This is a genomic window from Drouetiella sp., from assembly GCF_059504425.1.
In genome coordinates, this window is record NZ_JCACIN010000053.1 from 153,734 (window position 1) to 178,362 (window position 24,629).

Sequence of the window (24,629 nt, forward strand, 5' to 3'; positions counted from 1 at the left end):
CGTAGATGAAGGGTACACCCATTCTAGAAAAATTATCCCTAGATATTCCTGAAACAAAACGCAAATCTAGATTTCTAAAGAATTAATGATTTCTAGAGAACCCAATGACGGCAATTCGTTGAATTTAGCGCCAACGGTTCATAGTTATAGCTTGCTTCAAGAGATTGCTTCAAGAGATTGCTTTAAAGGAATTGTCTGTAAGCTCACCTAACTCTATTAAGCCCACATGGAGGAATTCAATCGCCATTTAGAACGATTCTTTAAGGAGAACGATAGATTGAGCGATCGCGACCGTCACCGCTCTATGCCCATCTTGGCGAAAGATCTGCTTGGAAACGCGCAAGAAACCACGGAGATTTTCGCCTGTTGCTCTACAGTCTGTAGCCGCCAGGATTGCTGCCGCTTCGGAGATGCTGGGTGTTCCGATCAATTGAGCAACAATCGCTGAAGGACTAGACACAGCCACGGCACCTAAATCACTTGCCGGAAAGCCGCGTAGCTGCCACTGACGATCGTGACACAAATCTATAAGCTGGCTGTCCTGCGTTTTGGAGTCGAGGGTGGCAAGTCCAGCGATCGCCCTTTCTGCCAGATTATGGGCAAGACACACAGATCGAATTGCAGTTTCAATCAACTGTCGCGAAGTGTCTTGCCCATAGCCAACGCCCACCCATAGCATCCTGAGATCGGTATCTGCCCGATCGCCGCTGTCTACTGAATGGGCTTGCATAGAGTTTTTTAGCCTGAAATACCCACTACCACCTTACCAAAATGACTGCCGCTTTCTAGGTACGTCATCGCCGATCGCGCCTCCTCAAACGGAAACACACGATCGATCACCGGATGAATTTGGTGCAGAGCGATCGCCCGATTCATCTCCTCAAACATATCTCGTGAGCCAACATAAATGCCCTGCACCCGCACCTGCTTGTGCAAAATTGCGCTCGTATTAACCTCTCCAGTCGTACCATTCAGCACGCCAATCATCGCAATCTTGCCGCCATAGCGCACCGATCGCAGCGACTTTGAGAGCGTTGCCGAACCGCCCACCTCCACCACATGATCCACACCGCGACCATCTGTTAATGCCCAAACCTTCTCCTCCCAATCAGGCATAGTCCGGTAATTAATCCCCGCATCTGCGCCAAGCTGTCTTGCTCGCTCCAGCTTTTCATCACTGCTGCTCGTCAGAATCACCTTTGCGCCAGCCATCTTAGCGAACTGCAAAGCAAACAGAGACACTCCCCCAGTTCCCAACAGCAACACCGTCTCACCCGCCTTAAGCTGACCCTCAACAACGAGCGCATTCCATGCCGTCACCGCAGCACAGGGCAGCGTCGCCGCCTCTTCATAAGAGAGAAAATCAGGAATCTTGACCAACCCCTGCTGATCAAACACCACATATTCCGCCAAAACTCCATCGATCGCCCCACCCAACGCCGAACCCGACTTTTCAGGAGTTAGCTCCCCGGAAATAAAGCCCTGCATAAAGATACCCGCCACGCGATCGCCCACCGCCACACGAGTTACCCCCTCACCCAGAGCCACCACCTCACCCGACCCATCCGACAGCGGCACGATCGGCTTAAACTCCTTTGCCCCATAGGAACCCTTCGCCACCAGCAGATCGCGATAATTCAGACTAGCCGCCCGCATCTTCACCAACACCTGCCCAAAACCAGGCTGAGGTTGCGATCGTTCCAGCAAAGCAGGAGAATCCGAGCGATCGTTCCGCAATTCATAAGCTCTCATAAATCTCTCCCAAAATATTCGTCGGTACGTTCCAAAGCCATTTTCAAAAAAAACTACTGCCGCCTTATCTAATGCAACGCGCCCTCTCCCTCCCATCCACCATCTCGTGCGGAGGGGGTTCGGGGGAAGTGCTTCGTCCCCCGATGGGGGTTTGGGGGAAACCCCCAAGGCTGTTTGCCTTGCTATGGCATTCCGTAATTGAGTTAGGACGAATTATTTTTTGAGAGCCGCGTGGAGCGCGGCTCTCAAAAAATAATTCATTGGATCTAAGCGCGTAGCGTCATATCTAGCTTTCAAGCTTTCAGGCTGTTACACTTTTATTGTTAGGACTACTCCCAGCTTTGACAAGTACGTACATTTTTGTAGAGTAGTATCAAAAACTATCCTGTCCAACAACAAAATGCCCACACGAGAATATAGTTACCGTTACGGTTGCTCAGTCGAAGCTACCCTAGACGTAATTGGCGGACGCTGGAAAGGCGTAATTCTATTCCACCTGACCAGCGGCACAAAGCGATTTAACCAGCTTCAAAGACTGGTGCAAGGATGCACTCAACGAATGCTGACCCTCCAGCTTCGTGAACTAGAAAAAGACGGCGTAGTAGAACGCACGGTATATGCTCAAGTGCCGCCCAAAGTGGAATACTCGCTCACAGAATTTGGACGTAGTTTAGAACCGATTTTACTACTCATGAGAGAATGGGGCGATCGCTACATTCAGCAGCTCGATGACACGCAGCAGTCTGGTGAAAAACTACCTGAATAACAGCTAGGTGAACCTCTAGAAGCGAATTTTTAACGTCAGCCCTCTTCTGGGAAACAATTTAAATTGCTGTAGCTTCCGCCTGAACTCCAGAATAGAAGATACGAGCTAATTAATGAGCGATAGCTGTAATGGCTTCCGGTATTCCCCATCAGTTCGCAGACAACGATAAAAGCCACCAAGAGCAGAGCGCGTTTTGCTTGTCGCCCCAGCAGCCCTGCAAAAACGCTTGTTCGGGCATGATTGGGCAAGGTTGATGGATCATGCAAGTTAACAATTGACCACCGATCGTCGGCTCACCCCTTAAAATAGCTTTTATGACTACAGTTTTCACCTACCCTGTCTTTACCCTATGAGTGCCCAACCCCAACCTACGTCCCAGACTGACCGGATTCTCATTTTCGACACAACTCTGCGAGATGGCGAACAGTCCCCCGGAGCCACCCTGAATGTGGATGAGAAACTGACGATCGCCCGTCAGCTAGCGCGTCTTGGGGTAGACATCATCGAGGCAGGGTTTCCGTTTGCCAGCCCTGGCGACTTTGAAGCCGTCAGCAAAATTGCGCAGCAGGTGGGCACCGAGGATGGCCCAATTATCTGTGGTTTGGCACGCGCCACGCGATCGGACATCGAAGCTGCCGCTAAAGCAGTTGCCTATGCCGCCAAGCCGCGCATTCACACCTTCATTGCTACTTCAGATATTCACCTGGAATATAAGCTGAAAAAAACGCGCCGTGAAGTCTTGGAAATTGCGCCCGAAATGGTGGCTTATGCCAAGACCTTCGTCGATGATGTAGAGTTTTCGCCCGAAGATGCGGGGCGCTCTGATCCAGAGTTTTTGTATCAGGTATTGGAAAGGGCGATCGCGGCTGGAGCCACCACCATCAACATTCCTGACACCGTTGGCTACACCACGCCCGCAGAATTTGGCGCAATTATTAAAGGCATTAAAGAGAACGTGCCTAACGTCGATCAGGCAATTATCTCCGTGCATGGGCATAACGACCTGGGTTTAGCGGTCGCCAACTTCCTGGAAGCCGTGAAGAATGGCGCAAGGCAGCTAGAGTGCACGATCAACGGCATTGGCGAACGGGCAGGCAATGCGGCACTGGAGGAGCTGGTAATGGCGCTGCATGTACGGCGGCAGTACTTCAATCCGTTTTTGGGTCGTCCGGTTGATTCGGAAGCACCGCTCACCCAAATTGACACGCGCCAGATCTACAAGACTTCTCGCCTAGTGTCTAACCTGACCGGAATGCTGGTGCAGCCTAATAAAGCGATCGTCGGTGCCAACGCCTTTTCTCACGAGTCTGGAATTCATCAAGACGGCGTGTTAAAACACAAGCTGACCTATGAAATCATGGATGCTCAGTCGATCGGGCTGAATGACAACCAGATTACTTTGGGCAAGCTGTCGGGACGTAATGCCTTCCGGGTGCGCCTGAAGGAGTTGGGCTTTGATCTAGCTGACCAGGAGCTAAATCGTGCCTTCTTGCGATTTAAAGACATGGCGGACAAGAAGAAAGACATCACTGACTGGGATCTGGAGGCGATCGTCCATGACGAAACTCAGCAGGCTCCCGAACTGTTCCGCCTAGAGCATATTCAGGTGTCCTGCGGCGACCATGCCCGACCCACGGCAACCGTTACCCTCCGCACCCCCGAAGGCGAAGAACTGACCGATGCGGCGATCGGCACAGGGCCTGTGGATGCCGTCTACAGAGCCATTAATCGCGTCATTGATATCCCCAATCAGCTGATTGAGTTTTCAGTGCAGTCTGTGACGCAGGGCATTGATGCCCTGGGGGAAGTCACGATTCGCTTGAAGCACGAAGAGGTGATTTTCTCTGGTCATGCCGCCAACACAGACATCATCGTTGCCTCAGCGCTTGCCTATACCAGCGCATTGAATCGTCTCTATGCCAGCCTGCAAAACGGCAAGGTGTTGCATCCGCAGCATGACGAGGCGCAGCCTGTGGCGTAAGAAAATCTGAAAAACTTGAGTTTAACTCACCGATCGCCCGATCACTCTGGCGATCGTTTTTTTGTAGCCTCCACCAATTCCTCAAATGAACACTGCAAAGTCTCCATAAGCTGCTTCGTCTGAACAGGAGTCATCCGAGGCTCATTCGCACCCATTTCCCAGACATAAATTGTTTTTTCGGTGACTCCGAGAGCGATCGCCACTTGTCTGCGCGTCAATTCAGCCCGTTTGCGCAATTCCGCAAGTGTTACTTGATCGTCTGCTTGAGTCATACTATACTGAAATGTAATTACATTCTCGTATATACATTCTTGTAAATGTAGATTCGAGTGCATTTGAGCCGTCTGCTCTACTCTAATTGCAGAAAGGCTAGAACGTTTCGGGTTTCTCCCTTATCAGTTTCTCATCAAGCGGACTCGAAGACCGCCAAATTTACTATGCCTAAAATTCAACTCCTAAAAGAGATAGTGCCATGAGCTACCACGATCGCCTTCATCCCTGGTGCATCATTCGCTGTTTGCCCAATGCGCAAGTTCTGATCGCAGCTCGATTTCGTAAACGCAACGAAGCTGAAGAATATCTCATCCGACTGCGGCGACTTGTGCCTGACGGCATTTTCGAGATTGTTTTTGATTTAGAAACAGAGACTTGATTTAGAAATAAAAACGATAGAGCGCGATCGATGGCACATTACGCATTTAAAGACGCATTAGAGGGTATCGGGATCAATACCGAGCGATCGCAACTGAGCTTTCAATCGCTCAACCTGTTCTTCTGCTTGCTGTCTTGCCAGCCTTTCCTGCTCTTTTGCCAACCTTTCCTGCTCTTTTGCCAACCTTTCCTGCTCTTTTGCCAGTCTTTCCTGAGCCAAGGCTGTTGCTAATTCCTCCGGAATCAGCAATTTCTCCCCCGTGTCTTCCCGATAAAATCCAATGAGCTGTTCCTCAACCTGCAATCGCAGCTTCAGCGGTTCACTTCGTCCATCTGTAATAGGCGCATAGCCTGACTCCTGCAAGCGATAGCCCCGAAGCTGAGGTGAGATCCATTCACCTTTCGGGTCAAAGAGCCAGTATTCCTGCACCCCCAGCCGTTCGTACAGCGTTTTCTTCTCGCCCATATCTTCAGCTTTTGTGCTTTTTGAGGTCATCTCAAACACAACCACAGGCACCTGCTTTTCTTCCCAAATTTTGTAGTTATCGCGTCCACCAGGAGCCACGTCAAAAATTACCATGACATCAGGAGCTACACGTAGCTTTGGGAAACCTTGGGCATAGTACATAAACTGATTACCCAAGACAGTTGCGCTCCGCCCCTTCAGGTACTGCCTCAAGACTTCCAGCGTGACGAGCAGAGCATAGAAATGCACGTAGGTTTCAGCCACAGGTTTACCATCTGCACTAGGGTAAAAGACTGCTGTTGATTGAGAATCAGTGAGAGAGACAGTCATGGTTAAAGATTGCAGCTATCGCCTTATTTTATCGCGATCGGCTAATGACTAGCCCAAATTTACCTTACCCTTCTGACGCTGACAGGTTCTAGGGTCATGATGTCATTACTGTTGCGCTGCATGGTTTCGCAAAAGCTGTCTAGTGGCAGATCGTTAGCATCGCGACCAAAGGGATTTTCGATTTCTAGCCCAATCTCTTCAATGCCCAACAACGTGAAGCTGATGAGCGCAACGATCGCCCCCGTAAGCCAATGCAGGTCAGCAACAAATTGAAAGGGCAACGTTAGGCAATAGATCAGTAAAAGCTGTTTCAGGTGAATCGCATAAGCTAACGGAATAGGAGTCTTTAAAATGCGCTCACAGCCTCCCAAGCAGTCCACCATTTCATTTAAAGTTTGCAGCAATATGTTGAGCTGAAACCCATCTAAACAGCCTTTATGAGCCTGCTGCTGCAAGTAATCCTGAATCCATACCGCGATTTCTAACGGCGGATTGTTCATCGTTTTGAGCGTGTTGTAATGAGTTTGTGAGAGCAGTGGTTCCAGCTCTGAGTTGATAGGTTCCTGTCGCAAATGCAGCTTTGTTGCTACTGCAAAAGCAATGATCAGATGAAGAGCAGCAACCTTAGCAGCGCGATCGTGCGGATCTTTTTCATCGATAGAAACCCAAATATTTCTAGATAAATTCCGCACCGTGTTGATGAGATTGCCCCAAAGCTTTCGCCCTTCCCAAAATCTTTCGTAAGCCGTGTTGGTGCGAAAAACCAGCATAAGACCTAGGACAATATTGGGGATCACTCCTGCCAGAATCGGTAAGGCAACGGGATATCCCAGACTATGGAGCCAGGAAACAAGCACCCCAAACACACCGCAAACTAGGGCGCGCAGACTCACTACGGGTACAACGGAGCCATGCAGCGTCAGCGCCGATCGAAACCAATTTTTTTGTTTCATCCAGCCTTCTTGTTTCGCCCAGCCTTTTTTCACGATAGCGGTATACCTGCCTTATAACCCGTTTAAATTGGGATGAGAAGCCAATTTTTGAATAGCCTACATTTAAGTAACCCAACAATTCGATCGCCTTGGGTTATGAAAGAAGTCACTCACTGCAATTCTCAGAGCGAGAAGAGTTATTCTATCAAGCCCATTTCTTCCAGGGGCGTAAAGATACTGGCATCCACATAGTTAATCCGCGCCATGGGGCTGAGTGCCGCTAATACCTGCTGCCCGTAGCTCCGGTGATTGACCCGACTGTCTAGTAGCGCCACTACGCCCTGGGCATCTCGTACGGGGGCGATCGCCCGTTGCAGGGTTCCTAACGCCTCAGGCAGCAGATAGAGGCGAAACCAGTCTTGACGCGATCGCTTGTAGTGGGCAACTCGTCCAGCGACTAGCGGCTCCTCCAGCGAAGGAAAGGGGAGAGTCGTAATCAGCAATAGCCGGGGAGCAGGCAAAACAGATTGGTGCTGCTGCCAAAACTCCCAGCCTGACACCAAGATTCCCTGCTCGTCAAGACAGGTTTTTTCGACTTGCACCCGTGAACCAAATTCTGCGGCCAATACAGAGCCAACCTGTGCTTTAAGCGGGGTATCGCCCACCAAAATTACGGTGAGTCCCTGACGGGCAGTGTGCGTTGACCCAATTAAAGTGCGAATCTCTTGGAGCAGCGCCCCCTGAAACTGAGGCGTGTTGGGCATGGGCATTCCGTCGGGCAGATAGAGCTGAATTAGCTCATGCTGGCGATCAGGACAAAACTTGAGACAGGTCATGTCGGGCAGCCCCAAGCGCTGCCGATAGACGGGAGCTTCAGAGTACAAATCTAAAAAGCCACCAATTAACACAACGGGTTGCTGCGACCAGATTTGGCTTAGAGCAGGAGCTAATTCAACAGGGCCACAATGGAGCGAAAATTGCCCCTGTCGTCGGTTAACTTCTGTCCACAGCAGTTGATCGGTCTGGTGGAGCGCTTTGCCAAACTGCTGCCAAACGGCAGGCAAAAAGTTGCTGCTCAGCCAATCTGAATGAGGCTCTGCTTGAGATTCAGTATCGCTTTCCACAAGACTCAAGGTGTAGCTCAGGCGCAAGACTTGGTAAAGCTGGGTCAGGATGCTCTGTTCCGAGGCTTCGATCAGATAGCAGTTGTAGGGGTTGACGGGGTGCTGAAAAAACGATCGCGTTAGCCCCACGCGCGCATCTCGAATGGCTTCGGTCTGGGTTGGGCAAGCCCGCATCAGGTCGTCCCAGTCGTGGGGCTGAATTTGGGCAGTGAGCTGTTGATATGCCCAAGTCTCTAGGTCATCGGCGCTATCAATAATCGTTGGAATATCTTTGGGAAACAGCCCTGTGGCAGACAGGCGATCGGCAAGCCAAGCCTGGGGCGAGGTGATGAGTAAACCCTGGAAGTTGTCTGAAGGCCAGCGATCGCCCGTCCGAATTGCCTTGTGAGCTGAAATCCACTGATGCAATCGGGGAATTTCTACCATCAGCAATCTCTGCTGCACTGCTTCTGGTACCACCAAGAGGGTTGGCTCTTGCCATAGCAATAGCGGCATCAGGTAGCTCAAGCGGTAGCCACCGTGATACCCCGATGGAGCACCTGCCTGAATCAGCGCACTCCGCCCTAGCCGCAAGGCGCGAGCCACCAGTCGCGCCATCGTCAAGTGATGGTGCCAGTATGGCTCTCCCTGCTCTCGTAGGAAGGCACGGAGCTGTTGATGAACTTCGACCTCAATCACATGCGGTGTCTCGTACTGTGAACCCTACAGACTGAGCCTGGATAAGCTGAACCTTAGCCGAATTCTATGGACTGCATCTCATTGTGCCACAAACCTTATGAGGGTAAACAGCCAACAGCCTTATGGGTTCTCGAAAATCGCAGTATGAGCCGTGTATGGCGCTACGCGCTTAGATCCAATGAGTTATTTTTTGAGAGCCGCGCGGAGCGCGGCTCTCAAAAAATAACTCGTCCTAACTCAATTACGTAATGCTATGTGAGCCATGTGTGAGCCATGTGTGAGCCATGTCTGCCCCTAGGTTCTGATCGTGTAGATTCTGGATTTTTACCTGTTGAGAATGAAGGAAGCGAAATCAATTGCAAGATCCTTTACAGTGAGAATTATCGAGTGAAAGATATCGTCACCTTTTCCCTAGCTGTGTAGTAAAGTTTATGCCTGTTTTTGCGCCTAGTTTATGGCTTCAGATAACGATCGCTTCCTCATGGCTGGTGATCGTGGGGCTATTGGCGGTGGCACTCCAGCGCTGGACGGCTGATCCGGAAGTGGTTCGTAAGGTTGTTCACATTGGCACAGGCAACATTATTTTGCTGGCATGGTGGCTCAAGATTCCGGCTTGGGCAGGGATTTCTGCATCGGTGATCTTTAGCCTTGTGACGCTGTTGTCCTATGTTCTGCCAATCCTGCCAGGAATTAACAGCGTCGGGCGTAAAAGTCTGGGCACTTTTTTCTACGCGGTCAGCATCGGGGTGCTGATTGCTCTCTTCTGGCAAAGGTTTCCTCAATATGCGGCGATCGGTATTCTCATCATGACTTGGGGCGACGGTCTGGCAGCGCTTGTGGGACAGCGTTGGGGCAAACATCCCTACAAGCTGATGGGAATGCAAAAAAGCTGGGAGGGTTCGCTAGCTATGGCGTTGACGAGCTATGGAGTCACTAGCCTCGTTTTGTGGGGTGTTCAGGGACAGAGCTGGCAGACCGGACTGATTCCGGTGGGCGTGGCGTTGCTAGCAACGGGGCTAGAGGCTTTTTCGAAGCTGGGAATTGATAATCTGACGGTGCCTCTGGGCAGCGCGATCGCCGCATTTTTACTCAATGAAGGCTACTTCAGTATCTTGCTATCGGCTTTAGAAAAACACTTGACGTAGGATGATTCATTGAGACAATGAATGTTCTGCAAACCAGCTGTTTGATCTGTTGTGGGAATCGATCGCTTTGTCTTTTAGCTTTCAGTTCTACAGCTGGATTTCATAAGTTATATCCTGCGACAGAAGAGCGTTTCTACAGAAATCGATAACGTATTAATAGGAACTAAACATAAAGGCTTTAGAGGTTTACCATGAACATTATTGCTTGGCTATTATTGGGTCTCCTAGCAGGTGCGATCGCGAAAGCAATCTATCCCGGTAGTCAGGGTGGCGGCATCCTCTCCACGATTATTCTGGGAATTATTGGTGCATTCGTAGGCGGAAGTTTGTACACGTTGCTGACCACGGGCACTCTCCAGTTAGCCGCGACAGGATTGAGTATTCCTGGTTTATTGGTGGCAGTGCTAGGTGCAATGGTTGCTATTTTCTTGTGGGGTCTGATGACGCGCCGTGCGGCATAGATTTGGCTGTTAATCTACGGCTGTTTCAGTCTGATTAAGCGATGGGTGTAGCAACTAGGTCATCTCTCTAAAGCCTAATATTTGATTCTCCAACTTGCTGTTGTTAAAGTATTCGCAAATTTTTGTGAGACTTTTCGTACGGTGACTGCGGCTAGCGATCAAGTGTTCTGGAAGCTAGAGGTGAGTTGGGGGCATATCGCACCAGTGAGAGCTGGTTATGAAGCAGATATTTTTTAAGAGCCGCGCGAAGCGCGGCTCTTAAAAAATATCTGCTTCATAGTGAGAATGAAATTACCGCACTGCCAGCTTTCATTGAACAGATGGCATCTAAAGATAATCGTATTTACTTTTGACGAGTACCCCACAAAACAGCACAGACCGCCTTTGACAGCGGCAAAGATGAGTTGAGGTGCTCAAAAGCAATCAGTCTGGCTTGCTGGAGACAATCAAAATTCGTTTTCAGCCTCAGCAGCAGTGGGTCAGTAAAGGAGTAAGGTCGCATCGAAAAGCGCACTCCTATCATTCCCCATCGCTTAGATAGCAGAGTGAAAATCAGAGCGTGAGATTACTTTAAGATTACTCATTTCGTAGACATAAGCGCGCCTTAATAGTAATCTTCAGATTCGTCAAAGTATTCTGGAGTATCGCCATGGCGATCGGACAATGGGTTCTGCAAGAATTCCTTATTCCAGCAGCGCTCTAAAAACTCAACCACTTGGAGGCTCTGCACAAGCTTGATGCCAACCCCCGTTTTTAACCAACATATCTCCAGAAACTGAACCGGGTTCTCGACCCAGACAGGTTCCGATATATGCCTTTCCCAGCAGACTTTAAGCTGTTCGGCGTTGTAGAGGTGCCAAAACCGCCGAGGGTTAAGCGATTTGAACTCAGGGCTAAAGAGAGGCTGAGTGAGGTATTTCCAGAGGGGAAACTTCAGACGGGTGCGATCGCGTTCCGTATCCATGATCAAAAGACGTTAAACCGGGAGAGGAAGCAGGTCAGGTTTTTGCCTACTTTGCTAGCATAGGAAGTCCTAAAAGTTTTGGCTTCATTCATATGGAGTATTCCGCCAGAATTAAAGGATCTATCTAAAGGATCTAAAGCCCTAGTTAAAACCTTAACCGCTTGAACCTGGGCTTGGGTAAAGCTGCGACATTCCCGGTTAAGGTTTTCAAAAAGACTTACGGGTCAAGACTTAGATCAGATTTTGTAGGCGACGCACTATTTGCTCAGCCGATAGCAGCCCTTCAACGCGATCGACAGGCTGACCCTGATTGAACAGAACTAAAGTGGGCAAAGCCTGAACCTGATACTTGGAGGCAAGGTCAGGATATTTATCGGTATTGATCTTCACGATCTTCACCTTTTGCTTCATGGATTGGTTCACCTGATCTAGGTTTTTTGCCATCATCTGGCAAGGACCACACCAGGATGCATAGAAATCTACAAGGATCGGTAGATCTGATCCAGAGATTAATTCTTGAAAGCTGCCAAACTGTTTTTTCATTACGCTGAGGTTTTTTAGGTAAACGGTATTTCGGTCAGTGGCTAGATTGGGGGCGATCGAGAAAGTGCTCAATGCCGCTATGAATGTCATGAGCAGAGGCTTCTATAACCTGGAGCAGAGATAATCAATTAAGGGCAAAGTTAAGCATTCATCGCCGGACTTAAATTTCCCGCTCTAATCCTAGATAATTTTTTATAAAGTTGCCGAAGATAAACTAAATGTCTTAACAGAATAAATGTCCAGACTCCACCAGAGTGCCCATTTTGAGAGAGGATTGAGTCAGGCTCTAAAAAGCCATGTATGCAGGTTCAATTCAAATGTTTGATGTAGAGAGGGATTGATCGTATGACAGCATCTTCAGCTTTGCGATTGCGCGACCAAGTTGCCATTGTCACCGGAGCCTCACGGGGTATTGGTCGTGCTGTGGCGCTGGCACTTGCCGCAGAAGGCGCTAAAGTCGTCGTCAATTATGCTAACTCTAGCCAAGCCGCAGAAGCCGTTGTAGCTGAAATTGCGGCGATGGGTGAAATGGCGATCGCTCTTCAAGCCGACGTGTCCAAGTCTGAACAGGTGGAGACGCTGATCGATACCGTCATGGAAAAATGGGGTCGCATGGATGTCCTGGTCAATAACGCTGGGATTGCGCGGGACACCCTACTGCTCCGGATGAAGCTAGAAGACTGGCAGGCAGTAATTGACCTGAACTTGACAGGCGTATTTCTTTGCACCAAGGCAGTGAGCAAAGTGATGTTGAAGCAGCGATCGGGACGAATCATCAATCTCACTTCTGTGGTGGGCGAAATGGGCAATGCTGGACAGGCAAACTACAGCGCCTCTAAAGCCGGGGTAATCGGTTTTACCAAGACAGTCGCCAAAGAATTTGCGCCGCGTGGCATCACGGTAAATGCCGTAGCTCCTGGCTTTATTGCCACAGACATGACAGCTGGAATCAAATCAGAGGATCTCCTGAAATTTATTCCCTTGGGTCGTTATGGGCAACCCGAAGAAGTTGCTGGAGTGATTCGATTTCTAGCCGCAGACCCAGCCGCGGCTTACATGACGGGACAGGTGATCAATATTGATGGCGGTATGGTGATGGCGTAGCAAAAAGAAAGTTTAAGATTTAGACAGCATTTAGAAAGTTTGTATATTAAGCCACATTTACCCCGTGGCTTTTTTGTCATGGTGTACCGTATCTAATTTGCAGTTCCTGCTAGATATTTCCGAGTTAGCCAAGCAATGTTTTAGAAGTTTTTTGCAGGTTTTGATAGGGTTTCAGAACTCTACTTTTGATTCTTAACATCAATCTTTATTAATATCAATATCAGGGGGACAGCATGGGGTACGCATTTGACTTCTCTGTTATTCGAGATAATATTGGGCTATTTGTTGCAGGTGCGCTGCTAACTTTTAGGGTTTCACTGATTGCGATCGCCTTCGGGTTAATCCTGGGTATTATCGGAGCCTTGTTCAGAACGTCGGGTAATCGGATTTTGAACGCTGTTACTCTGGCCTACGTTGAAGTGATTCGGAATACCCCCTTTCTCATTCAGCTATTTTTTATATTCTTTGGATTGCCGAAGCTAGGAATTCGCTTAAATGCAGAGCAGGCGGCTATTCTGTCTTTAGCAATTAATTTTGGGGCTTACTCAACTGAGATTGTGAGAGCAGGCGTTGAGAGCATACCCAAAGGACAAATTGAAGCCGCAATGGCTTTGGGATTCAAGCCTCTGAAAATCTTTCGCTACATCATCCTTACGCCCGCTTTGTCCAACATCTACACGGCGTTAACCGGGCAAGTGATTCTGGCCGTTCTATTTACAAGTGTTGTTTCACAGATTGCCACAGAAGACCTCACCTTTGCGGGTGACTTCCTGAATTCCCGCACCTTTCGTAGTTTTGAAATCTACTTCACCGTCTGCCTGTTCTATTTGGCAATTGTTTGGATTATTAAAGGCTTTGCCTACTGGATTGAACGGCGCTTTTTTGAATTTGCAAAATACTCTCGACGTTAATCATTGGCTTAGGTATTTATGAGCGACGAATTTACACTAGGGCGAATTTTCATTAATCTGCTGATTGCCACAAAGTGGACAATTATTCTATCAATTATTGCCTTTGTTTTTGGCGGTATTGCTGGATTTTTGATCATGATGATGCGGATTTCTCCGATCAAGCCGATCCGGTTCTTGAGCTGGGTCTATGTTGAGTTCTTTGAAGGAACGCCTCTGCTGTTGCAGCTCTTTCTGGCATTTTTCGGCGTTTCTGTGGTGTTTGGAATCAATCTATCGCCCTTGGTTGCAGCAACGATCGCCCTAACAGCATTCACCAGCGCCTTTCTGGCGGACATCTGGCGAGGTGCGGTCGAAGCGTTACCCAAAGGGCAGTGGGAAGCGTCTTCTGCGCTCGGATTTGGCTACTTCAAAAAACTGCGCTACATTATTTTGCCGCAAGCCGTAAAGCTGGCGATCGCTCCCACAGTGGGCTTCCTCGTACAGGTAATTAAGGGCACTTCCCTAGCTTCGGTAATTGGTTTTACAGAGCTGTCTCGTGCCGCCTCCCAGATTAACAACGTCACTCTGAAGGCGCTGCTTGTGTTTGCGCTGGCAGGGGCAATCTACTTCTTGCTCTGCTATCCTCTCTCTCTGTGGAGTCAGCGGGTTGAGCAGCGATTAAATCAACAGGCTCATTAACGTAGCGCTTTCGCTTATTAACGTGGTGCTTTTAAAGGTGAGGCAATTATGTTTCTAAAAAGTTTTCGAGGGGCGATCGCCCTGTTTTGTGTCAGTCTGTTGCTCACTGTAGGAATTACCGCCTGCTCTGGAGCGTCGGTCAAATCTGCGAAAGTCGATACTTCCTCCGCAGTAGTTAATTTGCCCAGTGCGCCCAGTCCTGGCAAGGCGCTAGAGGACATTATGCAGCGCGGCGAGGTCAAAATTGCAGTTCCTGATGACTTTCCACCCTTTGGATCGATCGGGGCAGACATGAGTGTTCGTGGGTATGACGTTGATGTCGCTAGCCAGGTGGCTCAAGCAATGGGGGTCAAACTCGATCTCGTACCTGTGATTGGGAATTACCGCATTCCCTTTTTGCAAACAAACCGGGTAGATATGGTGATTTCTAGTTTGGGAAAGAACAAAGACCGAGAGAAAATTATCAGTTTCTCTATTCCTTACGCGCCTTTCTACTCTGGTATCTATGGCGGCGATGCGTTGACTGTCAAATCCTACGCCGATCTTCAGGGGAAAACCTTGGGTGTTGCGCAAGGCTCTCTAGAGGATCTGGAGTTGGCAAAAAACTTGACGGAAGGAAACGTGCAGAACGTCACGGTGAAACGATTTGCCAACAATAGCTTGACCGCTTCGGCACTCATTTCCGGACAGGTTGAGTTGATTGCGACTGGGAATGTAGTGGCAAACAAGTTGATGCGAGACAATCCCGATCAGCGGATCAAAAATCAGTTTGTGATGAAGAACTCGCCCTGCTATGTAGGACTCCGCAAGGGGGATACTAATCTACAAGCAAAAGTGAACGAGATTTTGAGGAATATGCGTCAGGATGGGGAGCTAGACAAGCTGGCAAAACAATGGTTTGGTGAACCGCTGGGTGATCTGCCAACCGCATAGTTTTAGCAGGTGTATTCAACTCATAGATGGCTCAGGTATATAGCTTAGGCACACAAAAGCACACAGCTCAGGGGAAGATTCAATGACTCAGTTTGAGACATCTGGAAGTAGCGTCGCTACGGCAACAGAAGCGGCGATCGTCGCGCGGGACGTGGAGAAATGGTACAGCAATGGCTTCCATGTCCTCAAAGGCGTTAGCCTCACGGTGAATAAAGGCGAAGTAGTGGTGCTCATGGGGCCTTCTGGCTCAGGTAAATCCACTTTTATTCGCACATTTAATGCTTTGGAACCTTTTCAGAAGGGCAGTATCGAGGTAGATGGCATTTTGCTCACCCCGAAGCTGAAAAACGTAGACGCTATCCGGCGAGAAGTAGGGATGGTGTTTCAGCAGTTCAATTTGTTTCCTCACCTGACGGTGTTTGAGAATGTCAGCATCGCTCCGATTCAGGTGCGAAATATGCCAAAAGCCAAAGCTGACGAGATCACAACTCAGCTGCTAGAGCGGGTCGGCATTCTGCATCAGGCAAAGAAATATCCAGGTCAACTCTCTGGAGGACAGCAGCAGCGGGTCGCGATCGCCCGTGCCTTAGCCATGCAGCCCAAAATCATGCTCTTTGATGAACCCACCTCGGCGCTTGATCCCGAAATGGTGCGGGAGGTTCTAGACGTGATGCGATCGCTGGCTAGCTCTGGTATGACAATGGTCTGCGTTACCCATGAGGTGGGTTTTGCCCGTGAAGTTGCCGATCGCATCATCTTCCTAGCCGATGGTTTGTTGGTAGAAGACACAACTCCAGCGGAATTTTTCAACAATCCCAAAAGCGATCGCACACGCAAGTTTCTGTCACAAATCTTGCACTAAAGCCTAATTAAGCCCCTGTTTTCGATCGTCTGCCGCCTCGACTCGCTTTGGGCTTGTCTGCATCTTTCTCTCGCTTTACCGATGCCAAATATCGCTTGAGCGAAGGAGCCGTGATGTCTACCCCCTTCTCGCCCAACATAGCTGCAACTTCTTCGTGGCTGTAGCCGCGATCGATCGCGCTGATAATAGAGTCATGTAAGAGACTAACTGCCTCTCGCAGAGACCAGTTGTCCTTTGGCTTTTGTGGCAGCGCTTGCAGCATAGTGCTTGCTTGGGCGATCGCAGATTTAGAAACTGCTGCTGAGGCGGACGACCGTCTTTTAAATGTTGCCATACATCAATTCCTATAGGAGTTAAGCTTCTTGCCTTCATAAAAGCAGTGAAGGTGATTTCTTTATACATTACAAAATCATTTTTGGATCAATTAAATTTTTCAAATTATGCAGATTGGCGTGAATCGTAAGAGCATCAATCACTTAGCGCATTTGATCTAGCATAGAATCTTGAATGGTTTGGCGAACTACCGCTATAAACGCATGCAGTACACAAGACATATTGTCTTGTCGCCAGATCATGGCAGTTTTAAGGGGAGGAATTTTTTCCTCTAAAGCAGCGTAAATTACTCCCGTTCGCTGAAGGTTTTGTAGGGAAGCGGGAACGAGCGCAACTCCCATTCCGCCTGCAACTAGACAGACGATCGTCTGCATCAATTTTGCCTCCTGAATCACGTTAGGTGTGAATCCAGCTTGCTGACAGGCGCTCAACACCTGATCATAAAAACCGGACGCGACGTGACGAGGAAATAGAATAAAGCGATCGTTTGCAAGAGATGTCAGAGAAATCTGAGGATGATCAGCCAAGGGATGAGTTTTAGGAACGGCAACCATCATCGGTTCTTCTAAAACAGTGAGCAAATTCAATCGCTCTTCTGCGATCGGCAAATGCACAAATCCTAGGTCGATCGTGCTGCCATGAACGCCTTGGGTTTGTAAGCTGGTGTTCAGCTCATGCAAAATCAGCTCCACACCGGGAAATTTTTCTCGAAAAGCTCGCAGGATGTCGGGGAAAATGCTGTAGGCGATCGAGCTGGCAAAGCCGATCACCAACCGTCCAAGTTCGCCCTGACTAGCGCGCTGAGCGGTTTCAACGGCGCGTTCTGCCTGTATCAACGTTTGACGCGCTTCCACCAAAAACAGTTCTCCCACTTCAGTCAGGCTAACGCGATGCTTGTTTCGGTTGAAGAGCTGCACGCCTAGCTCTGTTTCTAGGCTACGGATTTGCTGACTGAGAGGAGGTTGGGCAATGTGCAGTCGCTCTGCGGCTCGACTGAAGTTCAGTTCTTCAGCAACGGCAACAAAGTAGCGCAGATGGCGGAGTTCCATAGGGGGCTATGACTAGGGGAAGACGATCGCTATATCTTTTAAGTCTTACCATGCCTTGAAATATATATTGGACATCTAGCAGAGAACTTTCTAGGATGGGCGTGTTGCGATTAAGGTTTAGCAGTTGAGGTCAGATACGAGTGTCTTTCGGTAAATCTTTTCGGCAACATCGGTTAGGTCTTTCTAAAACAAGCTCTTCTAAAACAAGCCTTCCGGGAAAGCGATCGGCATATGCGATTGCCTTTGTTGGATTTTGCTCATTCCTGAATTTGTATGCGACTCAGCCGTTGCTGCCATTGTTCACCCAGATTTTTCATGCCTCCGAAGTAGAGGTGAGCCTGACGGTGAGCGCTACCACGATCGCCGTAGCCCTATCGGCACCTTGGGCAGGTGTTCTTGCCGATCGCATGGGTCGTAAACGAATGATTGTCCCAGCGTTGCTTCTACTCAGCCTGTTTACAGGGTTAACGGCAACGGCAACTGGGCTGGACGCGCTCCTTGGCTGGCGGTTTATGCAGGGATTGCTGATGGCGGCGGTGTTTGCCGTCAGCATTGCCTATGTCAGCGAAGAATGGGCGGGTGCTGGCGTGGGCGCAGCCATGGCGATTTATGTCACCGGAAATGTCTTGGGCGGCTTTTCAGGCAGAGTTTTATCGGGATTTGTGACAGATACGCTGGGGTGGCGCTGGGCGTTTGTGCTGCTCAGTGGTCTGACGCTACTGGGGGCAATCGCCAGCTGGCTTTGGCTGCCCAGCTCCCGCAACTTTACGGGCAAAAAAAATATTCGATCGTCCCTTCAAGCCATGGCGCTTCATCTGCGAAATCCGCATCTCATTGCCGCCTATGCTGTGGGCTTCAATATTCTGTTTTCTAGTGTGGCGATTTTCACCTACGTCAATTTTTATCTGTCGGCTGCGCCCTTTAACTTAAACACAGTCGCTTTGGGTCTGGTGTTTTGCGTCTATCTGCTGGGGGTGGTGATTACCCCCATTGCGGGACGCTGGATTGAGCGGCTGGGCTACCGTCGATCGCTGATGCTGGCGATCGGCATGATTTGTGTGGGCATATCGATTACGCTGATCCCGCAGCTTTGGATGGTGATTGTGGGATTGGCAGTTAGCGCTTCGGGTATCTTTGTCTGTCAGTCGGTGACTACTAGCTATGTCGGCACTACCGCCCGCGAATCTCGGTCGGCGGCAACGGGGCTATATGTTTCGGCGTATTATGTAGGCGGCAGTTTAGGAGCCGTACTACCCGGATTCTTTTGGAATTTGGGACAATGGAAGGCTTGCGTGCTGCTGATTCTGGCGATTCAAGGGATGACGGCTGGAGTGGCGATCGCCTCTTGGAAAAAGTAGCGTTCAAGAGCCTTACATTTGGGCGTTGCTGAAGGCAAGTATGAAAGCCCCCTAAATCCCCCAATTCTGGGGGACTTTGAATGGCTCGGAAGTCCCCCAGAATTGGGGGATTTAGGGGGCGAGAAAACTGTCAACTCAGATAGATTCATACTTCGATTCAGCAACGCCTACATTTGCCTCTATTCAGGGTAGAGCCTGACGATATAGGGGTGAAGTCGAGCTTAGACCCAATGGATTCTTTTTTGAGAGCCGCGCGGAGTGCGGCTCTCAAAGAAGAACCTGTCCTTACTCAATTACGTAACGTTATATCGGTTAAGGCAAGGGCTAAGCGGCACCTGTTCGTAACTTTTGTTTACAATTGAATAGAGTAAACCCTTCAAAGCAAACGATCGCTAATTCCCATGACCCTCTCAGAAACCTCGTCTCAAGCCCCGGCGATCGCCTCCTGGAAAATTAAGCTGCTTTATGACGGCGAATGTCCCTTGTGCATGCGGGAGGTCAATTTTTTGCGGAAGCGGGATGCCGGACGGGGGCTAGTGAAATTTGTGGATATTGCCGCAGATGACTATGCTCCTGAAGCGAATGGCGGCGTGGATTTTGAGACGGCAATGGGGCGAATTCATGCAGTGCTGCCAGACAACACCGTAATTAAAGATGTGGCGGTATTCCGTCGCGTCTACGAAATTTTGGGCATGGGCTGGATCTATGCCATCACCAAACTACCGATCGTCGGATTTTTGGCAGATAGTCTCTACGGCATTTGGGCTGACTGGCGGTTGGCGCTGACCGGACGACCTAATTTGGCTGCGATCGTGACCGAACGGCAAAACCGAATTGAATGTGAGGCACGGTGCCGAATAGAGGGATAGGCTGATGTGGGAATTTGACCTCGGAGGGCGATCGATTCAGCTCTGAGCTTGAAGGTTTGAGCTATTTGCTCGACATTCCGAGTTCGGAGCTTGAATGCTGGAGTGAAAAGGTCGAAGATCCGAGTTCAGCAGGCAAAGTTTCGAGTTTTGAGGTCGGAGTTTTGAGTTCAGTAGGCAAAAGATGGACTTCTGAACAGGATTAGTTCTGTCTGGAAGCAAAAGTTTCGTGTGTGAAACCTGACATTTCCGGATTTGAAGGTAAAAGATGGAGAATTGAGAGGGAATACTGAGCCGTGACTGCTCAAGCTTCGTTCTTCTGCCCGCTCTGCTGTTACTGATGGGTTGCTTCATGCCTTCTACACCCGAAAGCCTCCAGAAATTTGTCCAATATTGCCAGCAGCATCTCACAGGCGATGAGAAAGGAGAGTCACAAAACTTCCTCGATCGCTTTTTTCAGGCATTTGGGCACGAAGGTGTGAAAGAAGCGGGGGCAACACTGGAGCAACGGGTAAAAAAGGGCAGCAAAAAAGGCAATACGGGCTTTGCCGATCTGGCGTGGAAGCCGCATTTGCTGATTGAGATGAAGAAGCGGGGCGAAGACCTGAATAAGCACTACGCCCAAGCGGTAACGTATTGGATGCAGTTGCAGTGCCCCAGCTATGTGATGCTGTGCAACTTTGACGAGTTTTGGATCTATGACTTTCGCAAGCAGTCGGAAGAACCGATCGAGAAGGTTGCTTTAGAACGGTTGCCCGAAAGAGCGGGGGCGTTCACGTTCATGAATCCAGAGTTGGAGCGATCGCCTGTCTTCAACAACAATCTGATCTCGGTGACGGAGAAAGCTGCCGGACGGATGGGCGAATTGCTAACGATGCTGACCCAGAGACAGCGAGATGCTGTTGATCCCAAAACAGCTCAGCGGTTTGTGCTATCGAGAAGGTTGCTTTAGAACGGTTGCCCGAAAGAGCGGGGGCGTTCACGTTCATGAATCCAGAGTTGGAGCGATCGCCTGTCTTCAACAACAATCTGATCTCGGTGACGGAGAAAGCTGCCGGACGGATGGGCGAATTGCTAACGATGCTGACCCAGAGACAGCGAGATGCTGTTGATCCCAAAACAGCTCAGCGGTTTGTGCTGCAATGCGTGTTGGCGATGTTTGCAGAAGATCGAAAATTGCTGCCAGCGGATCTGTTTATTGGCATGGTGCGGGAGTGACTCGATCGCACCCGTCAAGGCAAACCCTCGAATACCTACGATATTTTGGGCAACCTGTTTCAGGAGATGAATCGACCGGGCATGACTCCGGCAGGACGCTATCAGGGCGTAGATTACTTTAACGGCGGTTTGTTTCGGGAGGTGCATCCGCTAGAGCTGACCGGGAAAGAGCTGGAGCTGTTGGAGGCGGCGGCATCGCAGGACTGGAAGGCAGTGCGTCCGTCGATTTTTGGCAATATCTTTGAGTCGGCGATCGGTAAAAGCGACAGCAAAGAACGTCATGCCCACGGCATTCATTTCACCTCAGAAGAAGATATTCTCAAGATCGTTCGCCCCACGATCACGCGCTATTGGGAAGAGAAGATCGCTAACGCAACAACACTGGCAGAACTCTCTACGTTGCAGACGGAGTTACGCAACTACAAAGTACTTGATCCGGCTTGTGGGTCGGGCAATTTCCTCTACATGGCGTATCTAGAGCTAAAGCGCCTGGAGCGAGTGCTGCAAGATAAGATTGATGCCCGACGGCGATCGGAAAGTGGGCAGGGGCAAATGAGTATTGGCTTTGTCACCCCGCAGCAGTTTTATGGCATGGATACGAATGCGTTTGCGGTGGAGTTGGCGCGAGTGACGCTGATGATTGCCCGCAAAGTGGCGATCGACCTGTGCGATATTCATGATCAGCCTGCTTTGCCGTTGGATACGCTGGATGAAAATATTGTTTGCAAAGATGCGCTGTTTACGGAGTGGGTGAAGGCAGACGCGATTATTGGCAATCCGCCGTTTTTGGGTGGAAAACATATGCGGATCAATCTCAGTGATGAGTATATCGATCGCGTATTTGCTCGTTTTCCAGATGTCAAAGATTCAGTTGATTTTTGTGCCTATTGGTTTCGGTTGGCGCATGACCAGATTGGCGAAGAAGGTCGGGCGGGATTAGTGGGAACCAATTCAATTAGTCAAGGTAAGAGCCGGATTGCTGCATTGGATTACGTGGTGCAAAACGGTGGCGTTATTTATGATGCGGTTTCGACACAGGTTTGGTCGGGTGAAGCGAACGTTCATGTGAGTATTGTGAATTGGGTTAAAGTGCCTTCACTCCTAGATCTGGAACCCTCACCCCTAGCCCCTCTCCCTACTGGAGAGGGGGACAAGAAGGATCGGCTCTCTTCTCCCTTAGGGAGAAGGGTTGGGGATGAGGGGGATTGGGATAAAGATATTGCAGACTTGGCAGGACGAACCCGACAGATTCCACGGGAACTTTTACAACGTGCAAAAGAACTACGACAAAAGCAAACGCCAGCAGAACAGCTTTTGTGGGAATGTTTGCGCGATCGCCGTCTTCTAAACGCCAAGTTCCGTAGGCAGCATAATCTTGGTCAGTTCATTGCAGATTTTTACTGCCATGCAGCCCATTTGATTATTGAGCTAGACGGCAATATTCATGAGTCACGTCAGGTTGAAGATGCCGATCGCGATCAATGGATGCAAGACAATGGCTTCACAGTTTTGCGTTTTTGGAATGATGAGGTTTTAGAAACTATTGACCAGGTTTTGGGGACGATCGCGGAAGTTCTAGAACCCTCACCCCTAGCCCCTCTCCCATCGGGAGAGGGGGACAAGGCAGTCCGGCTCCCTTCTCCCTAAGGGAGAAGGGTTGGGGATGAGGGCAAACCCACAGCCACACCACCAACCATGCTCTGCTACCTCGACAATCAACCCGTCCCCTACATCAATTCATCCTTAAAAGCCGCGATCGATGTTTCCCAAGCCGTTCGGCTCAAAGCCAATCTCAATCAGTGTTTTCAGGGCGTAATTCCTGTCGGTAAAGGATTTGTGGTTACAGAAAAGCAGGTGAATGATTGGATTAAAGCTGATTCTAAAAACCAAGAAGTTCTCAAGCTTTTCTCAATGGGCGCAAATTTGGCACAAGAAGTAAACGGAAAACCGGAAAGATGGATTATTGACTTCAACGATAACGATATGTCACTTGAAGATGCGAGTGATTATAAACTTCCTTTCGCTCATCTGAAAACCAACGTTAAGCCAGAACGTGATAAAAATCGTAGAGAAGTCACCAAACTCAACTGGTGGAAATATGGTGAGAAAAGACCCGCAATGAGAAAAGCGATCGCGTCTTTATCACATTATTTCGCCATTCCCAGAGTCTCTAAATGGGCAATCTTCATTCCATTTCCGTCTCATTGGTTGGCTGGTGATAAATCAGTGGTGGTTGCCTCAGATGATTTCTACGTTTTTGGCATTCTTACATCCAACGTCCATCGCACCTGGATGCACGCCCAAAAATCAACCCTCAAAGCCGATATCGCCTACACTCACAACACCTGCTTTGAAACCTTCCCCTTTCCCCAAACCCCAGCCCCCAGCCTCATCACCACCATCCGCACCACCGCGCAAGAACTCCACGAATACCGATCGCAACAAATGGAGAAGAAACAGTGGGGCATCACCAAACTCTACAACGAATACTTCCACGAACCCACCAGCCAACTCTTCAAACTCCATGCCAAACTCGATCAACTGGTGCTGCAAGCCTACGGCTTTAACCCAGATGATGATTTGCTCGAAAAACTGCTGACGTTAAACTTAGAATTGGCAGAGAAAGAAAAGCGGGGAGAGGCGATCGTGGGTTGCTGGGCACCGACACAATAAACTTAATGAACCTACTGTTTTAGTTAAAGCACCCTTGGAGTAACCGTTATGGAACCCACTATCTCGCTTGACGCACAAGCTCTCAAAGCCCTGATCAAAGAAAGTGTTCGTGAAGTCATGCGCGAAGAGTGGTTCAAATTCTTTGCCCTGCTAACTCCCTACGTAGACAACGAAGAGCAGGCTGCGATCGAAGCCGCATTCTCCCCAGATGATCACCCCGATACCGATTTCGTTGATATCACAAACTGGTTTGATCATGAAAATCAAGCTCAGTAAAGCAGCCGATAAGTTTCTGAAAAAGCTTGATAGCAGCAGTCAAAAAGCTGTTATCGCAAAAATTGGCACGCTAAAAACTTGCCTGGAGACTCAAAAGATTTATCCCCCGAAGAACTGGATATTAAAAAGCTAAAGGGCGAACTGTCAGGATTTTCTAGGATTCGCGTCGGTAAAATTCGCATTATCTTTCAAATTCGTAGAGAAACGAATGAGATTTTCATTTATGACATCAACTATGGAGGCAATATCTATAACCAATAATCCAAACAGCGACGACAAAACAGAACAGCACCACCAAACTCTACACGAATACACGAACCCACCAGCCCACTCTACAAACTCTACGTGCTGAAAGCTTACGGCTTCAACCCAGACGATGATTTTCTCGAAAAGCTCCTAACGTTAAACTTAGAATTAGCCGCAAAGGAGAAAAGCGGGGAGAGGCGATCGTGGGTTGCTGGGCACCGGAGCCGTGAGGGGCGATCGCTTATGGCTACTGGATTGACTGAAGAAGAGGCGATCGCGGAGAGGAAAAACGCAAAGGATGCTGATGCAAGAAATCAGTTATGAAAAGC

27 protein-coding genes and 2 pseudogenes are annotated in these 24,629 nt (G+C 49.3%); 19 read left to right on the plus strand and 10 right to left on the minus strand.

The window, feature by feature from the left end; genetic code table 11:
* Positions 1-247: 247 nt before the first annotated feature.
* Together AC5JMP_RS13725 and AC5JMP_RS13730 are read right to left on the minus strand one after the other, a co-directional pair.
* Positions 248-730: a cobalamin biosynthesis protein gene (locus tag AC5JMP_RS13725; RefSeq protein WP_495852039.1), complete on the minus strand. Its 483-nt coding sequence runs from the start codon at positions 728-730 to the stop codon at positions 248-250.
* An 8-nt stretch (positions 731-738) separates the two neighbouring features.
* On the minus strand, positions 739-1,752 hold the full coding sequence (locus AC5JMP_RS13730; RefSeq protein WP_495852040.1) for a zinc-dependent alcohol dehydrogenase family protein: 1,014 nt from the start codon (positions 1,750-1,752) through the stop codon (positions 739-741).
* Positions 1,753-2,152: 400 nt separating this feature from the next.
* Between AC5JMP_RS13730 and AC5JMP_RS13735 the strand changes: the two genes are divergently transcribed.
* The gene (locus tag AC5JMP_RS13735; protein WP_495852041.1) at positions 2,153-2,518 is read left to right on the plus strand and encodes a winged helix-turn-helix transcriptional regulator; all 366 of its coding nucleotides are present in this window, start codon (positions 2,153-2,155) and stop codon (positions 2,516-2,518) included.
* Between the two features lie 349 nt (positions 2,519-2,867).
* Positions 2,868-4,499, plus strand: coding sequence for a 2-isopropylmalate synthase (locus AC5JMP_RS13740; RefSeq protein ID WP_495852042.1), 1,632 nt, complete (start codon positions 2,868-2,870; stop codon positions 4,497-4,499).
* 41 nt (positions 4,500-4,540) lie between these two features.
* On the opposite strand, the gene AC5JMP_RS13745 is transcribed toward AC5JMP_RS13740, so the two are convergent.
* A complete protein-coding gene (locus AC5JMP_RS13745) occupies positions 4,541-4,771 on the minus strand; it encodes a helix-turn-helix transcriptional regulator (RefSeq protein WP_495852043.1) in 231 nt (76 codons plus the stop codon).
* 200 nt (positions 4,772-4,971) lie between these two features.
* Here AC5JMP_RS13745 and AC5JMP_RS13750 point away from each other — a divergent pair, with 200 nt between their 5' ends.
* A complete protein-coding gene (locus AC5JMP_RS13750; protein ID WP_495852044.1) occupies positions 4,972-5,151 on the plus strand; it encodes a hypothetical protein in 180 nt (59 codons plus the stop codon).
* Positions 5,152-5,208: 57 nt separating this feature from the next.
* Here the strand turns inward: AC5JMP_RS13750 and AC5JMP_RS13755 are convergent, their stop codons facing one another.
* From AC5JMP_RS13755 to AC5JMP_RS13765, 3 genes are all read right to left on the minus strand, one after another.
* Entirely contained in the window at positions 5,209-5,946 is a 738-nt protein-coding gene (locus AC5JMP_RS13755; protein WP_495852045.1) for a Uma2 family endonuclease, read from the minus strand.
* A gap of 59 nt (positions 5,947-6,005) precedes the next feature.
* Positions 6,006-6,899 carry a bestrophin family protein gene (locus AC5JMP_RS13760; protein WP_495852046.1) on the minus strand — a complete coding sequence of 298 codons (894 nt, stop codon included), beginning with the start codon at positions 6,897-6,899 and terminating at the stop codon, positions 6,006-6,008.
* A 176-nt stretch (positions 6,900-7,075) separates the two neighbouring features.
* Entirely contained in the window at positions 7,076-8,680 is a 1,605-nt protein-coding gene (locus tag AC5JMP_RS13765) for a helicase C-terminal domain-containing protein (protein ID WP_495852047.1), read from the minus strand.
* 431 nt (positions 8,681-9,111) lie between these two features.
* On the opposite strand from AC5JMP_RS13765, the gene AC5JMP_RS13770 reads away from it, so the two are divergent.
* Complete coding sequence (locus tag AC5JMP_RS13770; RefSeq protein ID WP_495852048.1) at positions 9,112-9,825, plus strand: diacylglycerol/polyprenol kinase family protein; 714 nt, start codon at positions 9,112-9,114, stop codon at positions 9,823-9,825.
* Positions 9,826-10,016: 191 nt separating this feature from the next.
* Complete coding sequence (locus tag AC5JMP_RS13775; protein ID WP_495852049.1) at positions 10,017-10,286, plus strand: GlsB/YeaQ/YmgE family stress response membrane protein; 270 nt, start codon at positions 10,017-10,019, stop codon at positions 10,284-10,286.
* A 604-nt stretch (positions 10,287-10,890) separates the two neighbouring features.
* Here the strand turns inward: AC5JMP_RS13775 and AC5JMP_RS13780 are convergent.
* The gene (locus tag AC5JMP_RS13780) at positions 10,891-11,250 is read right to left on the minus strand and encodes a hypothetical protein (RefSeq protein ID WP_495852050.1); all 360 of its coding nucleotides are present in this window, start codon (positions 11,248-11,250) and stop codon (positions 10,891-10,893) included.
* Positions 11,251-11,481: 231 nt separating this feature from the next.
* Positions 11,482-11,793, minus strand: a complete 312-nt coding sequence (trxA, locus tag AC5JMP_RS13785) for a thioredoxin (protein WP_495852167.1) — start codon at positions 11,791-11,793, stop codon at positions 11,482-11,484.
* Positions 11,794-12,138: 345 nt separating this feature from the next.
* Between trxA and fabG the strand changes: the two genes are divergently transcribed.
* The 5 genes from fabG to AC5JMP_RS13810 all read left to right on the plus strand — a co-directional run bounded on the left by fabG (position 12,139) and on the right by AC5JMP_RS13810 (position 16,281).
* Positions 12,139-12,897, plus strand: a complete 759-nt coding sequence (gene fabG, locus AC5JMP_RS13790) for a 3-oxoacyl-[acyl-carrier-protein] reductase (protein ID WP_495852051.1) — start codon at positions 12,139-12,141, stop codon at positions 12,895-12,897.
* Between the two features lie 233 nt (positions 12,898-13,130).
* Entirely contained in the window at positions 13,131-13,808 is a 678-nt protein-coding gene (locus tag AC5JMP_RS13795; protein ID WP_495852052.1) for an amino acid ABC transporter permease, read from the plus strand.
* 18 nt (positions 13,809-13,826) lie between these two features.
* Positions 13,827-14,486 (plus strand): amino acid ABC transporter permease, encoded by a 660-nt coding sequence (locus AC5JMP_RS13800; RefSeq protein ID WP_495852053.1) that lies wholly within the window; start codon positions 13,827-13,829, stop codon positions 14,484-14,486.
* 48 nt (positions 14,487-14,534) lie between these two features.
* Entirely contained in the window at positions 14,535-15,419 is an 885-nt protein-coding gene (locus AC5JMP_RS13805) for a transporter substrate-binding domain-containing protein (RefSeq protein WP_495852054.1), read from the plus strand.
* 82 nt (positions 15,420-15,501) lie between these two features.
* Positions 15,502-16,281, plus strand: coding sequence for an amino acid ABC transporter ATP-binding protein (locus tag AC5JMP_RS13810; RefSeq protein WP_495852055.1), 780 nt, complete (start codon positions 15,502-15,504; stop codon positions 16,279-16,281).
* Between the two features lie 7 nt (positions 16,282-16,288).
* Here AC5JMP_RS13810 and AC5JMP_RS13815 read toward each other — a convergent pair whose 3' ends face one another.
* Positions 16,289-16,615 carry a hypothetical protein gene (locus AC5JMP_RS13815; protein ID WP_495852056.1) on the minus strand — a complete coding sequence of 109 codons (327 nt, stop codon included), beginning with the start codon at positions 16,613-16,615 and terminating at the stop codon, positions 16,289-16,291.
* A 142-nt stretch (positions 16,616-16,757) separates the two neighbouring features.
* Positions 16,758-17,663, minus strand: coding sequence for a LysR family transcriptional regulator (locus AC5JMP_RS13820; RefSeq protein ID WP_495852057.1), 906 nt, complete (start codon positions 17,661-17,663; stop codon positions 16,758-16,760).
* 140 nt (positions 17,664-17,803) lie between these two features.
* Between AC5JMP_RS13820 and AC5JMP_RS13825 the strand changes: the two genes are divergently transcribed.
* The 9 genes and pseudogenes from AC5JMP_RS13825 (at position 17,804) to AC5JMP_RS13865 (ending at position 24,624) form a co-directional block, all read left to right on the plus strand.
* Positions 17,804-19,021, plus strand: a complete 1,218-nt coding sequence (locus tag AC5JMP_RS13825; protein WP_495852058.1) for an MFS transporter — start codon at positions 17,804-17,806, stop codon at positions 19,019-19,021.
* Between the two features lie 401 nt (positions 19,022-19,422).
* Entirely contained in the window at positions 19,423-19,890 is a 468-nt protein-coding gene (locus AC5JMP_RS13830; RefSeq protein WP_495852059.1) for a thiol-disulfide oxidoreductase DCC family protein, read from the plus strand.
* 349 nt (positions 19,891-20,239) lie between these two features.
* On the plus strand, positions 20,240-20,839 hold the full coding sequence (locus tag AC5JMP_RS13835; protein ID WP_495852060.1) for a type IIL restriction-modification enzyme MmeI: 600 nt from the start codon (positions 20,240-20,242) through the stop codon (positions 20,837-20,839).
* Positions 20,821-22,194, plus strand: a pseudogene (locus AC5JMP_RS13840) (DNA methyltransferase); the annotation flags it as partial. The gene AC5JMP_RS13835 and the pseudogene AC5JMP_RS13840, both read left to right, overlap by 19 nt.
* Positions 22,195-22,752 carry an endonuclease domain-containing protein gene (locus AC5JMP_RS13845; protein ID WP_495852168.1) on the plus strand — a complete coding sequence of 186 codons (558 nt, stop codon included), beginning with the start codon at positions 22,195-22,197 and terminating at the stop codon, positions 22,750-22,752.
* Between the two features lie 57 nt (positions 22,753-22,809).
* Positions 22,810-23,778, plus strand: a pseudogene (locus tag AC5JMP_RS13850) (type IIL restriction-modification enzyme MmeI); the annotation flags it as partial.
* 48 nt (positions 23,779-23,826) lie between these two features.
* The gene (locus tag AC5JMP_RS13855; protein WP_495852061.1) at positions 23,827-24,054 is read left to right on the plus strand and encodes a hypothetical protein; all 228 of its coding nucleotides are present in this window, start codon (positions 23,827-23,829) and stop codon (positions 24,052-24,054) included.
* Positions 24,055-24,132: 78 nt separating this feature from the next.
* The gene (locus tag AC5JMP_RS13860; protein ID WP_495852062.1) at positions 24,133-24,315 is read left to right on the plus strand and encodes a type II toxin-antitoxin system RelE family toxin; all 183 of its coding nucleotides are present in this window, start codon (positions 24,133-24,135) and stop codon (positions 24,313-24,315) included.
* Between the two features lie 84 nt (positions 24,316-24,399).
* Complete coding sequence (locus AC5JMP_RS13865) at positions 24,400-24,624, plus strand: hypothetical protein (RefSeq protein ID WP_495852063.1); 225 nt, start codon at positions 24,400-24,402, stop codon at positions 24,622-24,624.
* Positions 24,625-24,629: the final 5 nt, after the last annotated feature.